This is a genomic window from Bacillus sp. FSL L8-0152 (genome assembly GCF_038006365.1).
GTDB classification, from domain to species: Bacteria; Bacillota; Bacilli; order Bacillales; family Bacillaceae_G; genus Bacillus_A; species Bacillus_A cereus.
Map to the genome: position 1 here is coordinate 1,773,671 of NZ_JBBOVB010000001.1, position 17,342 is coordinate 1,791,012.

The following is a 17,342-nucleotide window of genomic DNA, read 5'->3' on the forward strand; positions in this document are numbered from 1 at the left end:
TTATTTGTTAGCAGGCGTATTCATTACTTTCATCTGTGGGCAGTTCTCTTTTAAGAGTGAAATGAATTTTTCTTCTTCTTGTGGTACGAAAGTGGTCACTGAGTCAAATAAATTATAATTAATTTCTAATTGTTGCCTAGTCCATTTTTTTGAACGAAGTTTTTTGCCAGAGTACTTAATATGGCGAATGTCTTTAAATGGGATTTCAGTACGAAGTATGAAACCGTGTTTTACAACAAGAGATGATTCCGTTACGTTGTAGTGAGAGAAATAGAATGAAGAAAGGTTCACGATATTTAATAGCATCATGAGAGTGAAAAAAATAGAATTTTCATTTTGGAAGAATAACGAAACGAAAAAAATAATTATAAATAATGTAATGAAAATGACGTGGAATGGATTTTTTTTCGCTTTAAACTTCAAGTTAGTCACCTCGGTATACTTGTTCTTTAACTAAATTAAATCATAACATTGTGATAAAACGTGTGAATATGCAGAATTGCATATTCACACGTTTTATTATTCATGTAAAATTTCTTGATGGGATAAATTCAAAAGAAGTTTTGTAATAGTGGAGTGGCATGAAGTGACTTACAAGAATAGAAAGATAGCGTTAGTCATAATTAGTTGTATGATGATTATGAGTAGTTGTGCTAATAAATTTGTTGAAGATAGAAATCGAAAGCATACATTTGTACAAGCAAGTAAGGTTTTAGTAGAGACTGTAAATAGAATATATAAAAAGTAAAGGATGTTTTCTTATACGAAAACATCTTTTTTGTAGTTAAAATTGAATACTGAAGTTTTGGAATGAGTGAATACCAGTTCCATATTCACTAATCGCATATGTATTCTGTGCAATTTGTTTAACGGTAAACTAAGGGTCTTGAAGAATATTTATGTTCTATTTCACATCCTATAAAATGAATTTGTATAAACATATTCGCTTTTCGTTGTATTAAACCCTATTGTTAGATGTTTTTATAAAAGTTTATAAAATGGGTAAACGAAACATTGAAATGTTTGTTTGCGTTGTGATAAGATGGTGAAGTGGTAATAAACGTTATGCTGATTTGTTTGGTTTTAAATAAACATTTTAAAGGAGTGTTTAGTATGAGTGATATTTCAGAGAAGTTTTGGGATGCGTCAATAGAGGAATTAAAGAAAGGGTATGTGTTTGATGAAGAAAAAGAGGAGTACATTTGCTTAGCTTGTGGTGAAACATTTATTAAAGGTGTTATTTATCAAGATAACCAAATTTTGTATGAAGCAGAGAAGTTCGTCCAATTGCATATTCAAAATGAGCATACGTCTATGTTTGATTATTTGTTAAATATGGATAAGAAATTTACTGGTTTAACGGATTTACAAAAGAAAATGGTTCAGTTTTTCCATATGGGACTGAATGATAAAGAAATTGTAAAAGAAATGGATGGCGGAAGTACATCAACAATTCGTAATCATCGATTTACACTGCGAGAGAAAATGAAGCAAGCAAAAGTATTTTTAGCGCTAATGGAATTATCAGAAGAAAAATCAAAAGTACAAACGAAATTTGTGCCAATTCATAGAACAGCAACGATGGTGGATGATCGATACAATATTACGGAAGAAGAAAATGATGAAGTATTAAAAGCTCATTTTACAGAAGGATTAGATGGACCTCTCTCTAAATTTCCGAAGAAACAAAAGCGTAAATTAATTATATTGCGCCATTTAGTGAAGAAGTTTGATAGTAATAAAAAGTATACTGAAAAAGAAGTAAATACAGTGATAGAAAATGTATACCCTGATTTTGTAACATTAAGAAGATATTTAATCGAATATGGATTTTTAGATCGAACAGCCGATGGAAGTCAATATTGGGTGAAGTTATAATCATACGAAAAGAAAATGAATAGAAGCACAGTATTATAACAACTATACAAAGAGATAGAGATTGAAAATAGATGTTTAATAAAAGGAGAAATGAAATTTGAAACCACCTGCAGATAACAATAAAGAAGGTGCGGAGTCACATAAGTTGGAAAGTGAGAGTAAACCGATTTGGAAATCGATGTCGATGTTTTTAGTACCGTTATTATTAAGTAATGTACTACAATCAGTTGGACAATTATTTGGTATGGTAGTAGTAGGAAGATGGCTTGGAGTTAGTGATTTAGCGGCTATATCAGCATTCTTCCCATTATTTTTCTTGCTCGTTTCATTTGTAATTGGTATCGGTTCAGGAAGCTCTATTTTAATTGGTCAGGCGTTTGGTGCTAAAAACGAAGATCGTTTAAAAGCTATCGTTGGTACGACGTTGACGTTTACCTTTATTATTGGAGTTGTGTTGGCGATAATAGGCAGTATTTTTGCGATGGATATTATGCGTCTAATGGGAACGCCAGAAAATATTATTGAAATAAGTGTACATTATGCACGGATTTTATTTATATCGATGCCAGTATTATTTTTATATTTCGCATATACAACATTTATGAGAGGTACAGGAGATTCTAAAACGCCATTTTACTTTTTAATTGTAAGTACAGCGCTAAATATGATTTTATTACCAGTTCTTATTTTTGGATGGTTAGGAGCTCCGAAATTAGATGTGTATGGAGCGGCCTATGCATCTGTTATATCTACAGTTATTACGTTTATTGTCATGCTTGTGTATTTAAAGAAGAAAAATCACCCATTACAACTAGATGGCACGGTTAGAAAATACCTTCGAATGGATGGGGAGTTATTAAAGCTATTGCTAAGGCTCGGTATACCAGCAAGTATAAATATGATATTAGTATCATTATCTGAGATTGCCGTAATCGCATTTGTAAATCGTTACGGTTCGGATGCAACAGCTGCTTACGGCGTTGTGAATCAAGTTGCAAGTTATGTACAAATGCCAGCAGTTAGCCTTGGTATTACAGTTTCCATTTTTGCGGCACAATCGATTGGTGCGAATCAATTTGATCGATTGCAGAAAGTTGTGAAGGCTGGAATTATTATGAACTACGTCATCGGTGGTGTGTTAATATCTCTTATTTACTTATTCTCAAGAGACATCTTATCACTATTTTTAACGAGTCAAACTACAATTGAAATTGCTCATAGCTTAGTTATGATTACGTTATGGAGTTATTTAATTTTCGGTCATGCACAAATTATTAGTGCGACAATGCGAGCGAGCGGTACAGTACTTTGGCCAACTGTTATTGGAGTTGTTTCAATTTGGCTTGTAGAAGTACCCGTAGCATATTATCTTTCTTACCATACAAGTCTTGGAATAGAAGGCATCTGGATTGGGTATCCAGCAGCATTTATTGTCAGCTTAATATTACAGTATGCATATTATAAGCTTTCATGGCAAAAGAAACGAATTACACGATTAGTTAGTTAAATAGAAAAAATGTCCCTAAGTTATTAGACTTAGGGACATTTTTTCGTAAGTGCAGGTTTACAAATAGCTTTTTAAAGTGATATCAAAATGTTGTCTAATGAGTGTTTTATCACTCATATAAAACTCCCACGCTTTTTCCGGTTCACCGATAATCTCAAAGGATTCTTCTGTAATATATAAAGCGCAATTATCCTCGAGTGCAATTCCTTCTATATTCCCTTGATGATTTTGTAAAAAGGAATGGAAGGCGTTCATTCTGTTTAATTGATTATAATGTGGACAAAATCTTTTATTAACAATCCCCCATCCGTTACTTTCTATATAACCAGAACCTTCATAATCTGATCGGATACTAGACGTGAACCAACACATAGCACCAGCGCTATAACCAGCAATAAGTGTTCCTTGTTGCAGAGCCAATAATAATTTTTCATCGAGTCTATGTTCTTTCCATTGCGTAAGCATGTGAATATAGTTCCCGCCACCTAGATAAATTAAATCGGCTGAATGAATCATCTCGTCTATTTCATACTTAGAAGGTGAATCTGTTGTAGTACGTAAAATTTGTACTTCACAATGTAATTGTTTTTCAAACGTGTCTAAAAATAATTTTATATAGCTTTCATCATCATGACTAGCCGTTGGAATAAACAATATTTTGGGGTACTGTTTATTTGTTAATTCTATAAGGCGTTCATTAATAGGCAAGTGATTTGAATCTTGTAAATCACCGCCACCAATGACAGCTAATTTCATAGTAAAGCACCACCTAATCATTTTTGTTATATAAAAATTCGATAGAAGAGAGTTACATTCCTTCCGTAATGTAATCAATAATTAGAAAATATAGCTTAAGTATATCGGAATAGTAAAGAAACTACTGACTATATATACCAATGCATTAGAAACCATTCATTGATATATAATATTTCATACTAATGTTTCAAAATATGGAAAAAATATGTTTAAATAGATATAATGACGCATTCATTCATATTGAATTTATACTTATATTTTAAAAGGGTATCGGAAATAATAGCGATTTTCTAAAACAGTTTTTACTTTTAATAGGAAGTTGTATTACAATATGGTAAAATTATTTCAATATATTTATTTAATATGAAATACAAAGAAGGAGCGTGAAAAAAGTGGATTTTCGATTTGAATTTACAACGAAGCTGAAAGAATACTTAGACGATGAGAAGGATGAAAAAATAATAAAAGATGGACATAGAGATGTAATTTTTCACTATTTATATGCGTTAGAGACTGAAATTGGCGTTGTTAAAAATCCTAATTTTACTTTTTTTGCATCAGGAAGACGTTCACATATAGTGTTAGAAAACGTTGAATTTAAAACAGAAGTGAATGTGAAAAGTAATATAATCGAAATTGTAAAAATAGTGGATAATGTAGTTATTCCGTTAGATACTATCGTAGCGAAAGATCGGGAATTATTTGCCCTTGGGCGTAATGAGAAGTTTAGTGTACAAATATTAGAGCAGTACCTTTTTGATACATTTGGAGAAAAATTAGGTTTAAAATGAATGGAATAGCCTATGTATTTATAGGTAGTTAATTTTCTTATATATCATTTACGTTTGACCTTTCATTTAATTTATACTACAATTCGTAGTGTGAAAGGAGTTGTACAATGTTTACTCAAAACTATAAGTTAAATGAGCACGGGTTAAATCATTTCTTTGGACCGCTTGAAGCAAAAATTATGGAGATTGTTTGGTCTAGCGATGGTATTACGATTAAAGAAGTGCAGCAGAAATTAAGTGAAGAATCACCTGTGAATTTTAACACTGTTATGACAGTTATGAACAGGTTAGTAGAGAAATTACACTTAGAAAAACAGACTGTGAAAAGAAGTGGCATATATCGTGCTGTACAAACGAAAGAAGAATTCTTATCCAATCAAACGAAGAAAATGACACAGGAATTGATGGGGGAATTTGGAGATTTAGTTGTAAATCATATGTTAGATGAGTTAGAGCAGGCTGATCCGACTTTAATAAAAAAGTTAGAAGACAAATTGAGTCAGTTAAAAAAAGAGGATTAATGAAATGAAATGGCAAATGCGTAAAATCGTATTGTTAGCAGTAATTGTTAGTACCCTCTTTTTCAGCTTGTTACTGTATTACGTTACATATCCATTTCTGTTTCAAAATAAGATGTTCCTTCTTTCAAAATTTTGCTTGTTCCAGTTAGAAAAACATATGAAAGAATTATCGCTGATTCGTATAATAATCGCTGGATTATTATTACTTACTGTATTAATCGTGTGCAAAAGAATTTGGCGACAATTTTTCTATAGTAAAAAATTACAAAAAGTACTTATCCCTTTCATCCGAAAAGGAAAACAAATATATATATTGCCGACTACGGAAGTTGCGGCATTTACAATTGGGCTATTTCGTCCGAAAGTTGTCATGTCAGAAGGGATGCTTCAAACATTTTCAGATGAAGAAATGGATGCAATTATTTTCCATGAAGAATATCATCAAAAGAATTGGGATCCGCTAAAATTATTTTGTTTTACGCTATTAGCAGAAGGAATGATGTACATACCAATATTAAAAGGGTTGTTACAGCGATATCATACGTATCAGGAACTAGCTGCTGATAAATATGCGATGCAAAAAATGGAATCCTCACTTGAGTTAGGTAGCGCGTTATTAAAATTAATTAAAATAAAGACAATGGAAAATCGATGTGTTACAGCTTCATTTGCAAAAACAGCAATAAATTTACGAATCGAGCAAGTGTTAAATGAAAAGGTTGTTAAGCTTACTATTCCGTTACATACGAATTCGGTATATGTAACAGTAGGTTTATTCTGTATGTCGGTTGTACTTATTGTCGGAGAGTGCATATAGCCTCTTTTTTTTAGAATAAACACTACTCGTTGTAGTGTTTCAGGGGGAATAAAATGAATGCAGCAGATTTAACAATTTGGCTTGTGGCTGGGGCGGGAGTATTGTCATTTATATCACCGTGCTCTTTACCGCTATATCCATCTTATTTATCTTATATTACAGGTGTGTCTATTCAAGATTTAAAAGAAAATCGTGGGATTATGCAAAAATCAGCGATTATACATACAGTATTTTTTATGATTGGATTTTCGGTTATATTTTACGCGTTAGGTTTATCGGTAAGTTGGATTGGAGTAACATTTTCATCTAACCAAAAATTGATTCAACAAATTGGTGGGATTTTTATTGTTTTAATGGGGCTATTTATGACGGGCTTGTTTCAGACTCAGTGGCTTATGGCAGAGAAAAAGGTGCAGTATAGAAGTAAATCGACTGGATTTATTCGCTCGATTTTAGTCGGTATGACATATGCAGCGGGTTGGACGCCATGTGTTGGACCGATATTTTCAGCTGTACTCATGCTTGGCGCGACGAATCCTGAAGGGGCACTTCTTTATATTACAGCGTATACTCTTGGGTTTGCGGTTCCATTTTTCGTGATGGCATTCTTTATTGGGAAGGTAAAATGGATTGTTACATATGCCAATGTCATGATGAAAATTGGCGGTGGAATGATGATTGTAACGGGTATTTTATTGTATACAAATCAAATGACGAAAATTACAGCATTCTTTATTCGTCTATTCGGTGGATTTACAGGTTTTTAAAAATGAGGAGGAAGAAAAGTGAAGAAACTAATTGCTATTATACTAGTAGGTGCTCTCGTTTGGGCGGGGGTTAACTTTTATAATTCAAAGAAAGAAGAAAAGGAAAGAAAAGCAAAGCAAGCAGAGTTACAGGAGAAAGAAGTATTACCACAAGTCGGTTTTAAAGCACCTAGCATCACATTAAAAGGATTAGACGGAAAGTTGCAGTCGTTAAATGATGCTAAGGGAAAACCATATATTATTAATTTTTGGGCATCATGGTGTGGACCGTGTGAAATGGAGGCACCTGATTTAGTTCATATGTATGATAAATATAAAAAGGATGTTGAAATTTTTGCGGTGAATGCAACTGTTAGTGACCCAGTACAAGAAGCAAGCGCATTTGCTAATCGCTATGGGTTTGAGTTTCCTGTTCTATTAGATATGGACGGAGTAGCTGGACTAGATTATAAAGTATTCTCTTTACCGACGACATTTTTTGTTAATAAAGATGGAATTATAGTAGATCATGTACGAGGTGTATTACCACCAGATCAATTAGAAAAGAAATTTAAGAAATTGATTGAGAATTAAAAGGAGATTTCGTGACGATGGAGTGGATCGTGAGGTTACAACCCATATCTCTTATAATTGGAAGTCTATTTGGATTTGTGTTGATGAAACGAAAGATGAGGCATCAAAATGTATCATATGAAAAAATGATGGATGCCGTAACAAATGCTTTTCTTATCATCGTATTTGTATGGAAGTTTGCACCATCAATTTTAAATCCTGTATGGGCCTTTGGGGCGCCAGTGCAAGCAATATTAGCTGTTGGAAGTATGCAACATATTGTAGTAGGATGCGTGATTGCGAGTGTATACATTGTTTGGAAAAGTAAAAAGGAGCAATTTTCGCTTCGTATTTTACTTGATGCATTGCCTTTTGGTCTGTGTGTGAGTATTATCTTTTATTTTCTATTACATCATGAAGTAGGTGCACAAACGACACTACCATGGGGAATGAAAATATATGAATCTAAACTTTTATATCACCCTATTTTCGTATATGAAATCAGCCTTGCTCATTGTATAATGGGCTTGTTATGGATGAAAAATGAAAGGCTCGGAAATGGAAAGAATATAAGTGTTTTTCTAATTATTGAGGGGTTTGCTCATATTATTATTTCGCTTGTTAGTGAACAAAATTCGGTTCTGTTTGGTCTATCAGCAGAGCAAATAATGAGCTTTTGTATTATTAGTTTAGGGATTTTGTTGGTGCCGAAAAAATAAAAGATAGCCATGTACAGAGAGTATCTGTATGGCTATCTTTTATAAGCATATTTCTTCATCATATGCTAAATCATTATATTGTAGAAATCTAAAAACCCCATTATTAGGGGTTTTTAGGTTTCTATAGGTCTGCATGTGTTTCTTGTTTATCTGTATCCCATTTTGGAAGTTGTTTTGCTTGTTGACTTTCAGTAAAATTATTAAATCCAAAAGCAAGTATGCATGTAAAGGTTAAAATAGCTAAACTAATCTTTTTCATTATCTTAGTGCCTCCTTAGTTAATAATTTTTGTTTTGCTTCGTAAGTTTTGAAAAAATATTTTTGAGATTTCTCTATTTTATTCACTTTATGAAATTCTACTGCTAATAATTCGTAATATTCTTGTACATAATCGTATAATTCTTTACTGTTAAAATATGTAGTGCCTGCAATGATTGCGTTTTCTAAGTCGTCTAGAATACCAGTGTGTTGTGTTTTTAAGATAGTGAAATGGTGTTTATATTCTTGATTATTTAATTCATTACAAATTTCTAAGCCTTTTTGAACCCAATCGTTTGCAATTTCTTTTTCATTTAAACTAAAATGTTCTTTGGCTTGTAGAAAATTGGCTTTTAGGTGTTTAGGTAATTTGTTTGTAACTATTGTAAGATGTCTAATAGCAAGGGTTGATAGATTTTGAGAAGAGTAGAGCCAACCTAAGTTATTTCGGACTTTTAAGATTAGTGTATCGTCTTTCAGCTTTTGTAAAATATTGATTGCTGAATTATAGTTCTCTTCGGCTTGTTCGAATTGTTTTAAATAAACAGAACATGAGCCTAAAATGTTTTCGCATAGAGCTATTTTAATTTCATAACGTGGATATTTTGAGAAAATCTCTTTAGCTTGATTTGCATAATTGATTGCTGTAAGTGGTTTGTTTGTATGGTGATTAAATATAGCAAATTTATATTTATATTCAGCTTCTTCTAGTTCGCCTGGTACATGTTTTAAAAGGGATTCAGCTTTTTCGTATTCTTTTTTTGCTTCATCATAATTTCCAATAATGGTAGCATGTTCAGCTTTAAAAAAGTGATAATAATAAGTAATAAAGTCTTCAGTTATTGGATTGTCTAAACGAACAATTTGACTAAAAGTATCATACTTAATGTTTGTCCAATCGGTTAGGACCTTATATTTAAAGTTTAGTAGGGAGTAGTAAAGCGATAGATTTTGATCAGCTTCAATTTTATTAATCTGTTTCTCTATTTTTTCTTTTAATTGTTTCGCTTCAATTAATTGCTCCGCTACCATTACTTGATATAAAATGTTTAATTCGTTGACAATCTGTTCATGCCCTTTTAATAACACACTCATTATATATTCCCCCATTCGATAAAAGTATCCTAATTTAATTATTTCTATAATAGCAAAATAGAAGAAGTATAAGAGTGATTTTACCATATTTTTCAACAAAATTCTGAAAAATTAATTAATTTTTTCGTATTTCTTATTTTTATGTGAATATTACAAGTGCCTCTGGTAGTGGTGGGATGAATCTGACTCATGACACGTTAGCATCAATGGGAGGGATAGTTTCACTTGTAAATATGTTATTAGGAGGATTGTTCGGATTGGGTCCAACTGTTAAGTTTTTAACAAAAATTTCACTTTCTTATTTAATAAAAACAGGATAATCCTCATTTTATAAGAATCATCCTGTTTTTATTGATATATTAAAAAATCGGCGGAGTAACAGAAAATAAGACAATCGCGTTTTTTTCAAAATGATTCACCCATTTATGCTTTAAATAAGCAGGTATTTTTACACTGTCGCCAGTTTCTAATACGTATTCTTCCGCATTTAAATATAGTGTGATTTTCCCATCTAAGACAAATGCTAATTCTTCTCCTTTATGTTCTAGCACATTTTCTGATGAAGCTGTATTAGGCGGGACGGTCATAATTGCTGTTGCTAAATTTCCAGTGAAATCAGGTGAAAGCATTTCATATGATAAATTATCAATAATCATTTTCTTTCGTTTATGGGAACGTACAATTAAATCGTCTGTATTTGTATCTTCAAGTAAAAAGCTAAATGTTGGCACATCAAGAGCTTTAGCAAGTACTTTTAATGTTTGGATAGAAGGGTTAGCGGACCCGCGCTCAATTTGACTTAACATTGATGGTGTAATATCGGCCATCTTTGCTAGTTCTTTACTAGTTAAACCTTTTTCTTTTCTTTGTTTTTCAATTTTTTTACCAATATCTATATTTTCCATAATGAAAATCTCCTTAATGATTATTAAATTATATTTAAATAAATTAAATTTAAATTAACTTAATGGGATTATTTGTGTTAAACTATATTAAAATTAATTTAATTATAATTTATTGTATGGTGAGCTACAAGGATATAAGGAGGAAACAAAATGAAAGAAATAGGGGCATTACAAGCAGAATATCCATTAGTGAATAAGCTTATTGCAACAGAAGAAGTATTTTGGATAAATCCAAACATAGAAAAGTATGAAACAGCAATAAAAGATTCACCAATTAATGAAGAGAATGTAAAAGATGCGGAAGAGAGATTAAAGCGTTTTGCACCATATATTGCGAAAGTTTTTCCTGAAACGAAAGGGACGAATGGCATAATCGAATCACCTTTAGTGAAAATATCTTCTATGAAAGAAGCTTTAGAGACAAATTACAAGCAACCTATTTTAGGAGAATTATTATTAAAATGTGATAGTCATCTTCCGATATCAGGATCAATTAAAGCTAGGGGCGGCATTTATGAAGTGTTGAAACATGCTGAACAACTAGCTTTGCAGCACGGTATGTTAACAGAAGAAGATGATTATTCCATTTTAGATAGTGATACATGTAGAGAGTTTTTTGCCAAATATTCAATTGCGGTCGGTTCAACAGGAAATTTAGGGCTAAGCATTGGGATTATGAGTGCGAAACTAGGTTTTAACGTAACGGTTCATATGTCAGCAGATGCGAAACAATGGAAAAAAGATTTATTAAGAAGTAAAGGTGTAAACGTTATTGAGTATGAAGCTGATTATAGTAAAGCAGTAGAAGAGGGGCGTCAGCAAGCAGATGCCGATCCTAGCTGTTATTTTGTAGATGATGAAAATTCCCATGATTTATTTTTAGGATACGCAGTAGCAGCATCGCGATTACAAAAGCAATTAGAAGAGTTAGAGATTGTAGTAAATGAAGAGCATCCTTTATTCGTTTACCTTCCGTGCGGAGTAGGAGGCGGACCTGGCGGCGTCGCATTTGGTTTAAAGTTATTGTATAAAGACAATGTTCATTGTTTCTTTGCAGAGCCAACACATTCTCCTTGTATGTTACTCGGCTTAATGACCGGCCTTCATGACAAAATTTCCGTTCAAGATATCGGAATTGATAATGTAACAGACGCGGACGGACTAGCGGTAGGAAGACCGTCTGGATTTGTCGGTAAAACGATGGAACCATTTTTGAGTGGGAATTACACAGTAAGCGATAAAGAGTTATATAGATTGTTAAAAGAACTAGCTGACACGGAGAATATTTATTTAGAGCCTTCTGCACTAGCAGGTATGATTGGGCCAGTGAAAGTATGTAAAGAAGATGAGTATTTACAAAAGCAACAGTTAACAGAGAAGGTGAAAAAAGGTACTCATATTGTGTGGGGAACGGGTGGAAGTATGGTTCCAAAAGATGTAATGAATGAATATTATAGGAAAGGTTTGGAGTTAACGGTATAAGAAAAATGAGGCTAATTGTAGCCTCATTTTTTCATGTACATAAAAATCTTTGTTATTTTCACAATAGTTCTTTATAGTATATATAAAGGATAACTAATATTGAATAAATACAACAAAAAAGCTTTATTTTACATAATAAGAGGATGTGTATACGATGTCATTACAGACTAAATATATAGCGGGTATTTCGCTTGGGGTTATGGGTGTAGGCTTTGCGGCTTCTATCCCTTTTCAAGGAACGGTAGCAGGAGAGATTATACAAGGGGGGTTTGAAGCTGGATTGGTTGGCGGGCTTGCAGATTGGTTCGCGGTTACTGCTTTATTCCGTCATCCGATGGGAATACCAATTCCGCATACAGCTTTGTTACCTAAAAACCGTAAACGGGTAACGAAAGGGCTCATCAATACGTTAGAAAATGAATGGCTGACGAAAGAAAGTATTACCAATAAAGTAAAAGAGATGCAGTTAGCACAAATGGTACTGCAAATTGCTGAGAGAGAAATGCAGTCTGATGCTGTGAAAAAAGGCATTGTAACGATTGCTGAGAAAGCGATTGTTTCAATCGATACGGAAAAATTAGCGGTTATTATTGAAAAAGAATTAAAGACGTATTTACATACAATTAATACAAGTAACATTTTACAAGTGCTTGTTGATCAATTAGTAGTGCAAGAATATGATGAAAAGACACTTGATTACATATTAGTAAAAGTGAAAGAATGGACAGCGCAAGATGAAGCTCGATACCAGCTCGGAAGCTTAGGTATGAAGGCGATGGAAAATATAAAAGTAGATGGATTTTTACAGTTTACATTGAAATCGTTTATGAATATTGTAGATGAAGATAAAATTGGCGGCATTTTGCAGAAATTTATTATTAGCAATATTAACAGCTTACAAGATGCAGATAATAGTACGAGACAACTTATTTTATCGAAAATTCGTCAAGAAATTATCAATGTAAAAGAAAATGAAGCGTTACTACAAGAATTAGAAAATTGGAAAGAAAAATGGATTGCCAATTGGGATGCTACTGACAAAATAAAAGAGATGCTAGAGCAAGTACAACAAAGAGCAGTTGCTTTTGTAAATAATGAAGAATTTGCTCATAAATATGTTATTCCATTTTTACAAAAACAAATGAACAAAATAAAAGAAGATGAACAAACTGTTCAAAAAATAGAGGAGTGGTTACAAAAGCAAGTTGTTACACTTGTGGAAAAAAACCATTCGAAAATCGGTAAGCTTGTACAAGAAAATCTTGATAAGTTAGATGATAAAACGTTAATCGAAATGATTGAAAATAATGTCGGTAAAGATTTGCAGTGGATCCGAGTGAACGGGGCGGTTTGCGGATTTATGATTGGATTAGTGTTAGAAGGAATTAAAGCGATTATATGAGAAAAACCTTCCGCAATTGCGGAAGGTTTTTTATTTTTCGAGAACACTCATATTCAAATTATAAGCTTTCTCAATATTTAACTTGTACGTCCCATTTCCAGTTTTAATCGAATTTTTATACCAATGTTCTTGGTTGTTTAATTCTGGATGTTCTTCTGAAGAAGTATTTTCGTTTTTCGTTAAATCTTCTACTTGTTCCCAAGGTGTACTTCCATGTGTTTCTTTTTGATTCGTTACTGCTGTTAAAGATACATCACTTTCTTTTGCAAGATGGACAGACACTCTTGAGCTTTCCTGTACAAACCAATTATTTTGTAATTGACCTGGATAAAGAGATAGTTCGTTATTTGAAGCACGGATTTCCACATTTTTATTTTGCGGAAGAACAAGCGTTGGTTTCACCTGTGGTGCTGAATTAAATAACGTATGCTGAACAGGTAATGATTTTAAAGTGATATACATCGTTTCTCCAGCCGTTTGAACTGAGAGGAAATCATCTCGTTTTAAATTGAGTTTTTCATTTGCTTTCGTTGTCATTTCATAAGTTCCCAAAAGATGAATTTGATTTGTATTATTTCCCTCTATCGTTAGAGGTTGATGTCCTGCATCTACTACGATTTTTTTGATAGATTCAGGTATATCAAATTGTCCGTCTGGAATATTACTCGTTTGCCTCGTTGTGTTAATAGAGTGACGAACTTCTTCTAGTAATCCAGTTGATAATAAACAGTAAAAAGCAATTCCGACGCTTCCTAAAACGCCGATAAAGAAAATACTAAAAATATCATATTTAATAAATGATTGTTCCTTCTTAGAAAATAGAAGGTATAGTAAAACTTCGGCTCCAAGTATGATGAGTAAAACTGGCCACCATGCAGTTAGTGTATCTAATACTTGGATTCCTTTTACGACTGAAAATAGTAAAAAGCATCCTAACGATATAATAGAAAGCCCCATTGAGAATGTTCCAACACGCCAAGTCCTCATTCGCTTGTCCCACCTTTGTTTTCTTTATTTCCAAGTAACAATTTAAAGCCGCCGCCAATTAAAAGGAGCGCAACGATAGATGTTTGGAAATAGCGATAATATAGTTCACTAAGATGAATATTAAATATAGTTACAAAATAATCATTCAAAATAGGAAGGACTGTTTGATTTAATAAATAATAACCACCGAGTGTAATTAATCCGATACCGATCCATCTTTGATGATTTATAAAATAATCGATAATGGGTTCGTCTTGAACTCGTTCTTTTCCGTATTTTGCTGTTTGCTGTAACGCATCAAAAAAGCTATAGAACCAAATGATTGGTACTAAAAATAAAAACGCAGAAAGTCTTAATAAGTCGAGTAAATAAATAGATAGTAAGAAGGCCGCCATAAGCTGAAGACCACGGCGTTGTAAGCCTAAATACATATGACCTGCTCCAGGGAACATCGCTAAAATAGAAGCAAATGTTTTACTTTTCTTTCCCTGCTCGCGGTGCTCTTCAAAATCTTCGAAAATAGTACGGTCAATTAATTGCTCGCCACGTTCTTTTTTCTGTAGTTGCTGAACAACGTCAAAGAAATTATAAATCCATAAAACAGGTAACGTAATAAGGAAGATAAGAAAACTTTCTTGCGATGTTAAAAGTGCAACGAAAATGATCATACTTCCGATTCCTGTGCAAGCTACTAAAAATGTAAGTCCGCGTTGCATAAGTCCTAATTGGAAATGGCCAAGTCCAGGGATGATGGATAAGAGAATGATATAAAATCGTTCGCTCTCTTTAGAGGAATTTATCACTTCTCCAGCTTCTTGCTTTTTCGTTTGGTTTATAATGGTGATAACTAAATCTAGTAAGTTAATTACCCATAGAACAGCTAGTAAAAATAGAGAAAGAAAAGCAATATCACGTTCTCTTACTACTATGGTACAAAATACTGCAAAGGAGAATAGAAATAGTGATCCCCCGCTATATAAAATAAACCGTCCTAGCTTTTTTAAGTATAAATGTCCAAGCCCAGGAATTAGCCCTAATACAAGTGCTAAAAAGGGATTTTTATTCATGCTTTGAACCTCCGTCCTTTTTCGATGTGTCTACCGATTTGTTTACAATTTGTTGTGAAATAGAAGACTCGTTATGTTTTGAAGATTTCTCTAAATTTGATGTCGCTGTAAAAATATACTGAAATAAACCACTTACCATAAAAATAATTGTAGCCGCAGTCGCAATTATGTAATGAATAATCGTGCGCTTTAGTGAGGTTGTTTTTATATTTTCATTAGACTGTAGTGTTTCAAAATTAATTTGCGTCATAACTTCGTTCGTAAATGAATCATCATTTATCATTGGAAGGTTTTCATGTTGTTCATCAATACTTTCCATATAAAGTGTTAAACAATGATCACATTCGTAAAGATGTTCTTCCATAGATTCACGTTCATTGCTTTCTATAAAATCTAATGTATAATTGCGCCAATCTTCTTTTGAATAATGCATCATAGAAACTCTTCCTCCTTCCAATGTTTTTTAATCCATTTTCGTGCCCGATACAGTTTCATTTCAACTGTTTTCACTTCGATGTTTTCCTGTAAAGCAATTTCTTGATAGCTTTTTTCTTCTAAATAATGTGCGAGAACGACGTCACGGTAATTTTCCGGAAGTTCTCTCAGTTTTTGAGCGATGAGTAATTTTTGCTCTTTCGTCAATAATAAATCCTCAATATTATGAGAGGATTTTATATTTCCCTCAGTTTCTTTACATAAGGAGAGTTCTTCGTTTTCTCTAGCTTTCTTCCTCTTATAATCAATAGCGTGATTGGTGGCAATACGCGCCATCCACGTTTTTAATCCGCGAAATTGATAATTAGGGAGAGAGGCGTGAATTTTTACGAATACTTCTTGTGTAACATCTTTCGCATCTTCTTCATGTCTTAAAATAGAAAAGATAACTTGGAAAATATAATGACGATATGTTTGCACAAGGATACGAAAAGCATGTTCGCTTCCTTGTTGTGCTTTTTCAATTAATTGTTTTTCCTCAATGGGTCTCTCCCTCCTTTTTGACGCATTCTATTATATAGACGTAAAGAATGATAAGTCACCCTACACATTTTATAAAAAAAGAATAATATATTTTTTGTAGGAGAGCTAGATGAAAAAAGGTGTGAAAAAATGGTAAAGAGAAGTATATAATGAGCAAGTGGGAAATGTTACACGTAGAAAGGATGTGAATGTTAGTAGGAGGAAGGTCCATACTAACAAACATGAAAATTAAAATATTAATAGCGGATGATAACTCTTTTATTAGAGAGGGCATGAAAATTATTTTAAATACATACGAAGAGTTTGAAGTAGTAGATACAGTAAATGATGGGAAGGAAGCAGTGGAGTATTGCAAAAAGAACGACGTTGATATCGCTCTATTAGATGTTCGCATGCCAAATATGAACGGGGTAGAGGCGACGAAATTCATTTGTGAAGAGACGAAAACAAAACCGCTTATTTTAACGACGTTTGATGATGATGAATATATTTTGGATGCAGTAAAAAACGGAGCTAAAGGTTATTTATTAAAAAATAATGATCCGGAGCGGATTCGTGATGCGATAAAAGGAGTATATAACGGTCAAACTGTTATGCAAGATGTTGTCCTCGATAAAATTAAGTCTAATTTAATGGAAAGTAAAGAGGAAGAATGTAAAATTGATAAGAGTCTTTTCACAGAAAGGGAGCTTAGTATTATCGCATTAATTGCAAAAGGCTTCTCAAATAAAGAAATTTCGAAACAGCTTTTTATATCTGAAGGAACAATTGCAAATTATATTACGTCAGTTTTAGGGAAAACTGGACTTGAACATCGCACACAAATCGCGATTTATTACTTAACAGGGAAAGTAGATTAA

The 17,342-nt window shown here is 32.9% G+C and carries 22 protein-coding genes; 13 read left to right on the forward strand and 9 right to left on the reverse strand.

Going from position 1 to position 17,342, the window contains the following annotated elements; genetic code table 11:
* A complete protein-coding gene (locus tag MHH27_RS09095) occupies nucleotides 1-423 on the reverse strand; it encodes a PH domain-containing protein (RefSeq protein WP_000669072.1) in 423 nt (140 codons plus the stop codon).
* A 163-nt stretch (nucleotides 424-586) separates the two neighbouring features.
* Here MHH27_RS09095 and MHH27_RS09100 point away from each other — a divergent pair, with 163 nt between their 5' ends.
* From MHH27_RS09100 to MHH27_RS09110, 3 genes are all read left to right on the forward strand, one after another.
* A complete protein-coding gene (locus MHH27_RS09100; protein ID WP_000221432.1) occupies nucleotides 587-748 on the forward strand; it encodes a hypothetical protein in 162 nt (53 codons plus the stop codon).
* A gap of 365 nt (nucleotides 749-1,113) precedes the next feature.
* Nucleotides 1,114-1,878: a DUF2087 domain-containing protein gene (locus tag MHH27_RS09105; protein ID WP_001280271.1), complete on the forward strand. Its 765-nt coding sequence runs from the start codon at nucleotides 1,114-1,116 to the stop codon at nucleotides 1,876-1,878.
* A gap of 97 nt (nucleotides 1,879-1,975) precedes the next feature.
* Nucleotides 1,976-3,385 (forward strand): MATE family efflux transporter, encoded by a 1,410-nt coding sequence (locus MHH27_RS09110; RefSeq protein ID WP_097821575.1) that lies wholly within the window; start codon nucleotides 1,976-1,978, stop codon nucleotides 3,383-3,385.
* A 57-nt stretch (nucleotides 3,386-3,442) separates the two neighbouring features.
* On the opposite strand, the gene MHH27_RS09115 is transcribed toward MHH27_RS09110, so the two are convergent.
* Entirely contained in the window at nucleotides 3,443-4,141 is a 699-nt protein-coding gene (locus tag MHH27_RS09115) for a peptidase E (protein ID WP_000762116.1), read from the reverse strand.
* A 392-nt stretch (nucleotides 4,142-4,533) separates the two neighbouring features.
* Here MHH27_RS09115 and MHH27_RS09120 point away from each other — a divergent pair, with 392 nt between their 5' ends.
* The 6 genes from MHH27_RS09120 (at nucleotide 4,534) to MHH27_RS09145 (ending at nucleotide 8,308) form a co-directional block, all read left to right on the forward strand.
* Nucleotides 4,534-4,932 carry a DUF3942 family protein gene (locus tag MHH27_RS09120; RefSeq protein ID WP_000347529.1) on the forward strand — a complete coding sequence of 133 codons (399 nt, stop codon included), beginning with the start codon at nucleotides 4,534-4,536 and terminating at the stop codon, nucleotides 4,930-4,932.
* 107 nt (nucleotides 4,933-5,039) lie between these two features.
* Complete coding sequence (locus MHH27_RS09125) at nucleotides 5,040-5,453, forward strand: BlaI/MecI/CopY family transcriptional regulator (RefSeq protein ID WP_000495052.1); 414 nt, start codon at nucleotides 5,040-5,042, stop codon at nucleotides 5,451-5,453.
* Nucleotides 5,454-5,457: 4 nt separating this feature from the next.
* Nucleotides 5,458-6,270 (forward strand): M56 family metallopeptidase, encoded by an 813-nt coding sequence (locus tag MHH27_RS09130; RefSeq protein WP_023521637.1) that lies wholly within the window; start codon nucleotides 5,458-5,460, stop codon nucleotides 6,268-6,270.
* A 53-nt stretch (nucleotides 6,271-6,323) separates the two neighbouring features.
* The gene (gene ccdA, locus MHH27_RS09135; protein WP_340942302.1) at nucleotides 6,324-7,037 is read left to right on the forward strand and encodes a cytochrome c-type biogenesis protein CcdA; all 714 of its coding nucleotides are present in this window, start codon (nucleotides 6,324-6,326) and stop codon (nucleotides 7,035-7,037) included.
* Between the two features lie 18 nt (nucleotides 7,038-7,055).
* A complete protein-coding gene (locus tag MHH27_RS09140; protein ID WP_000733187.1) occupies nucleotides 7,056-7,610 on the forward strand; it encodes a TlpA family protein disulfide reductase in 555 nt (184 codons plus the stop codon).
* A gap of 17 nt (nucleotides 7,611-7,627) precedes the next feature.
* A complete protein-coding gene (locus MHH27_RS09145; protein WP_098235548.1) occupies nucleotides 7,628-8,308 on the forward strand; it encodes a prolipoprotein diacylglyceryl transferase family protein in 681 nt (226 codons plus the stop codon).
* Nucleotides 8,309-8,429: 121 nt separating this feature from the next.
* Here MHH27_RS09145 and MHH27_RS09150 read toward each other — a convergent pair whose 3' ends face one another.
* Nucleotides 8,430-8,567: a hypothetical protein gene (locus MHH27_RS09150; protein WP_000724012.1), complete on the reverse strand. Its 138-nt coding sequence runs from the start codon at nucleotides 8,565-8,567 to the stop codon at nucleotides 8,430-8,432.
* Entirely contained in the window at nucleotides 8,567-9,661 is a 1,095-nt protein-coding gene (locus MHH27_RS09155) for a response regulator aspartate phosphatase (RefSeq protein ID WP_097821577.1), read from the reverse strand. The genes MHH27_RS09150 and MHH27_RS09155 overlap by 1 nt, the downstream gene beginning before the upstream one ends.
* 143 nt (nucleotides 9,662-9,804) lie before the next feature.
* On the opposite strand from MHH27_RS09155, the gene MHH27_RS09160 reads away from it, so the two are divergent.
* Nucleotides 9,805-9,981 carry an ATPase gene (locus tag MHH27_RS09160; RefSeq protein WP_098236624.1) on the forward strand — a complete coding sequence of 59 codons (177 nt, stop codon included), beginning with the start codon at nucleotides 9,805-9,807 and terminating at the stop codon, nucleotides 9,979-9,981.
* A gap of 39 nt (nucleotides 9,982-10,020) precedes the next feature.
* On the opposite strand, the gene MHH27_RS09165 is transcribed toward MHH27_RS09160, so the two are convergent.
* Nucleotides 10,021-10,566: a helix-turn-helix domain-containing protein gene (locus tag MHH27_RS09165; RefSeq protein WP_098127817.1), complete on the reverse strand. Its 546-nt coding sequence runs from the start codon at nucleotides 10,564-10,566 to the stop codon at nucleotides 10,021-10,023.
* A 150-nt stretch (nucleotides 10,567-10,716) separates the two neighbouring features.
* Here MHH27_RS09165 and MHH27_RS09170 point away from each other — a divergent pair, with 150 nt between their 5' ends.
* Both MHH27_RS09170 and MHH27_RS09175 read left to right on the forward strand, forming a co-directional pair.
* Complete coding sequence (locus MHH27_RS09170) at nucleotides 10,717-12,048, forward strand: D-serine ammonia-lyase (RefSeq protein ID WP_098289398.1); 1,332 nt, start codon at nucleotides 10,717-10,719, stop codon at nucleotides 12,046-12,048.
* Between the two features lie 154 nt (nucleotides 12,049-12,202).
* The gene (locus tag MHH27_RS09175; protein ID WP_340942307.1) at nucleotides 12,203-13,450 is read left to right on the forward strand and encodes a DUF445 domain-containing protein; all 1,248 of its coding nucleotides are present in this window, start codon (nucleotides 12,203-12,205) and stop codon (nucleotides 13,448-13,450) included.
* A 30-nt stretch (nucleotides 13,451-13,480) separates the two neighbouring features.
* Here the strand turns inward: MHH27_RS09175 and exsE are convergent, their stop codons facing one another.
* From exsE to MHH27_RS09195, 4 genes are read right to left on the reverse strand one after another with little or no spacing between them, the layout of a single operon-like run.
* Nucleotides 13,481-14,437 (reverse strand): exosporium protein ExsE, encoded by a 957-nt coding sequence (gene exsE / locus MHH27_RS09180; RefSeq protein ID WP_001261427.1) that lies wholly within the window; start codon nucleotides 14,435-14,437, stop codon nucleotides 13,481-13,483.
* Complete coding sequence (locus MHH27_RS09185; protein ID WP_001039124.1) at nucleotides 14,434-15,504, reverse strand: hypothetical protein; 1,071 nt, start codon at nucleotides 15,502-15,504, stop codon at nucleotides 14,434-14,436. The genes exsE and MHH27_RS09185 overlap by 4 nt, the downstream gene beginning before the upstream one ends.
* Entirely contained in the window at nucleotides 15,497-15,940 is a 444-nt protein-coding gene (locus tag MHH27_RS09190) for a hypothetical protein (RefSeq protein ID WP_340942310.1), read from the reverse strand. Before MHH27_RS09190 ends, MHH27_RS09185 begins: the two co-directional genes overlap by 8 nt.
* Complete coding sequence (locus MHH27_RS09195; protein ID WP_232339738.1) at nucleotides 15,937-16,419, reverse strand: RNA polymerase sigma factor; 483 nt, start codon at nucleotides 16,417-16,419, stop codon at nucleotides 15,937-15,939. The genes MHH27_RS09190 and MHH27_RS09195 overlap by 4 nt, the downstream gene beginning before the upstream one ends.
* Before the next feature lie 284 nt (nucleotides 16,420-16,703).
* Between MHH27_RS09195 and MHH27_RS09200 the strand changes: the two genes are divergently transcribed.
* Nucleotides 16,704-17,342, forward strand: coding sequence for a response regulator transcription factor (locus MHH27_RS09200; RefSeq protein WP_000694106.1), 639 nt, complete (start codon nucleotides 16,704-16,706; stop codon nucleotides 17,340-17,342).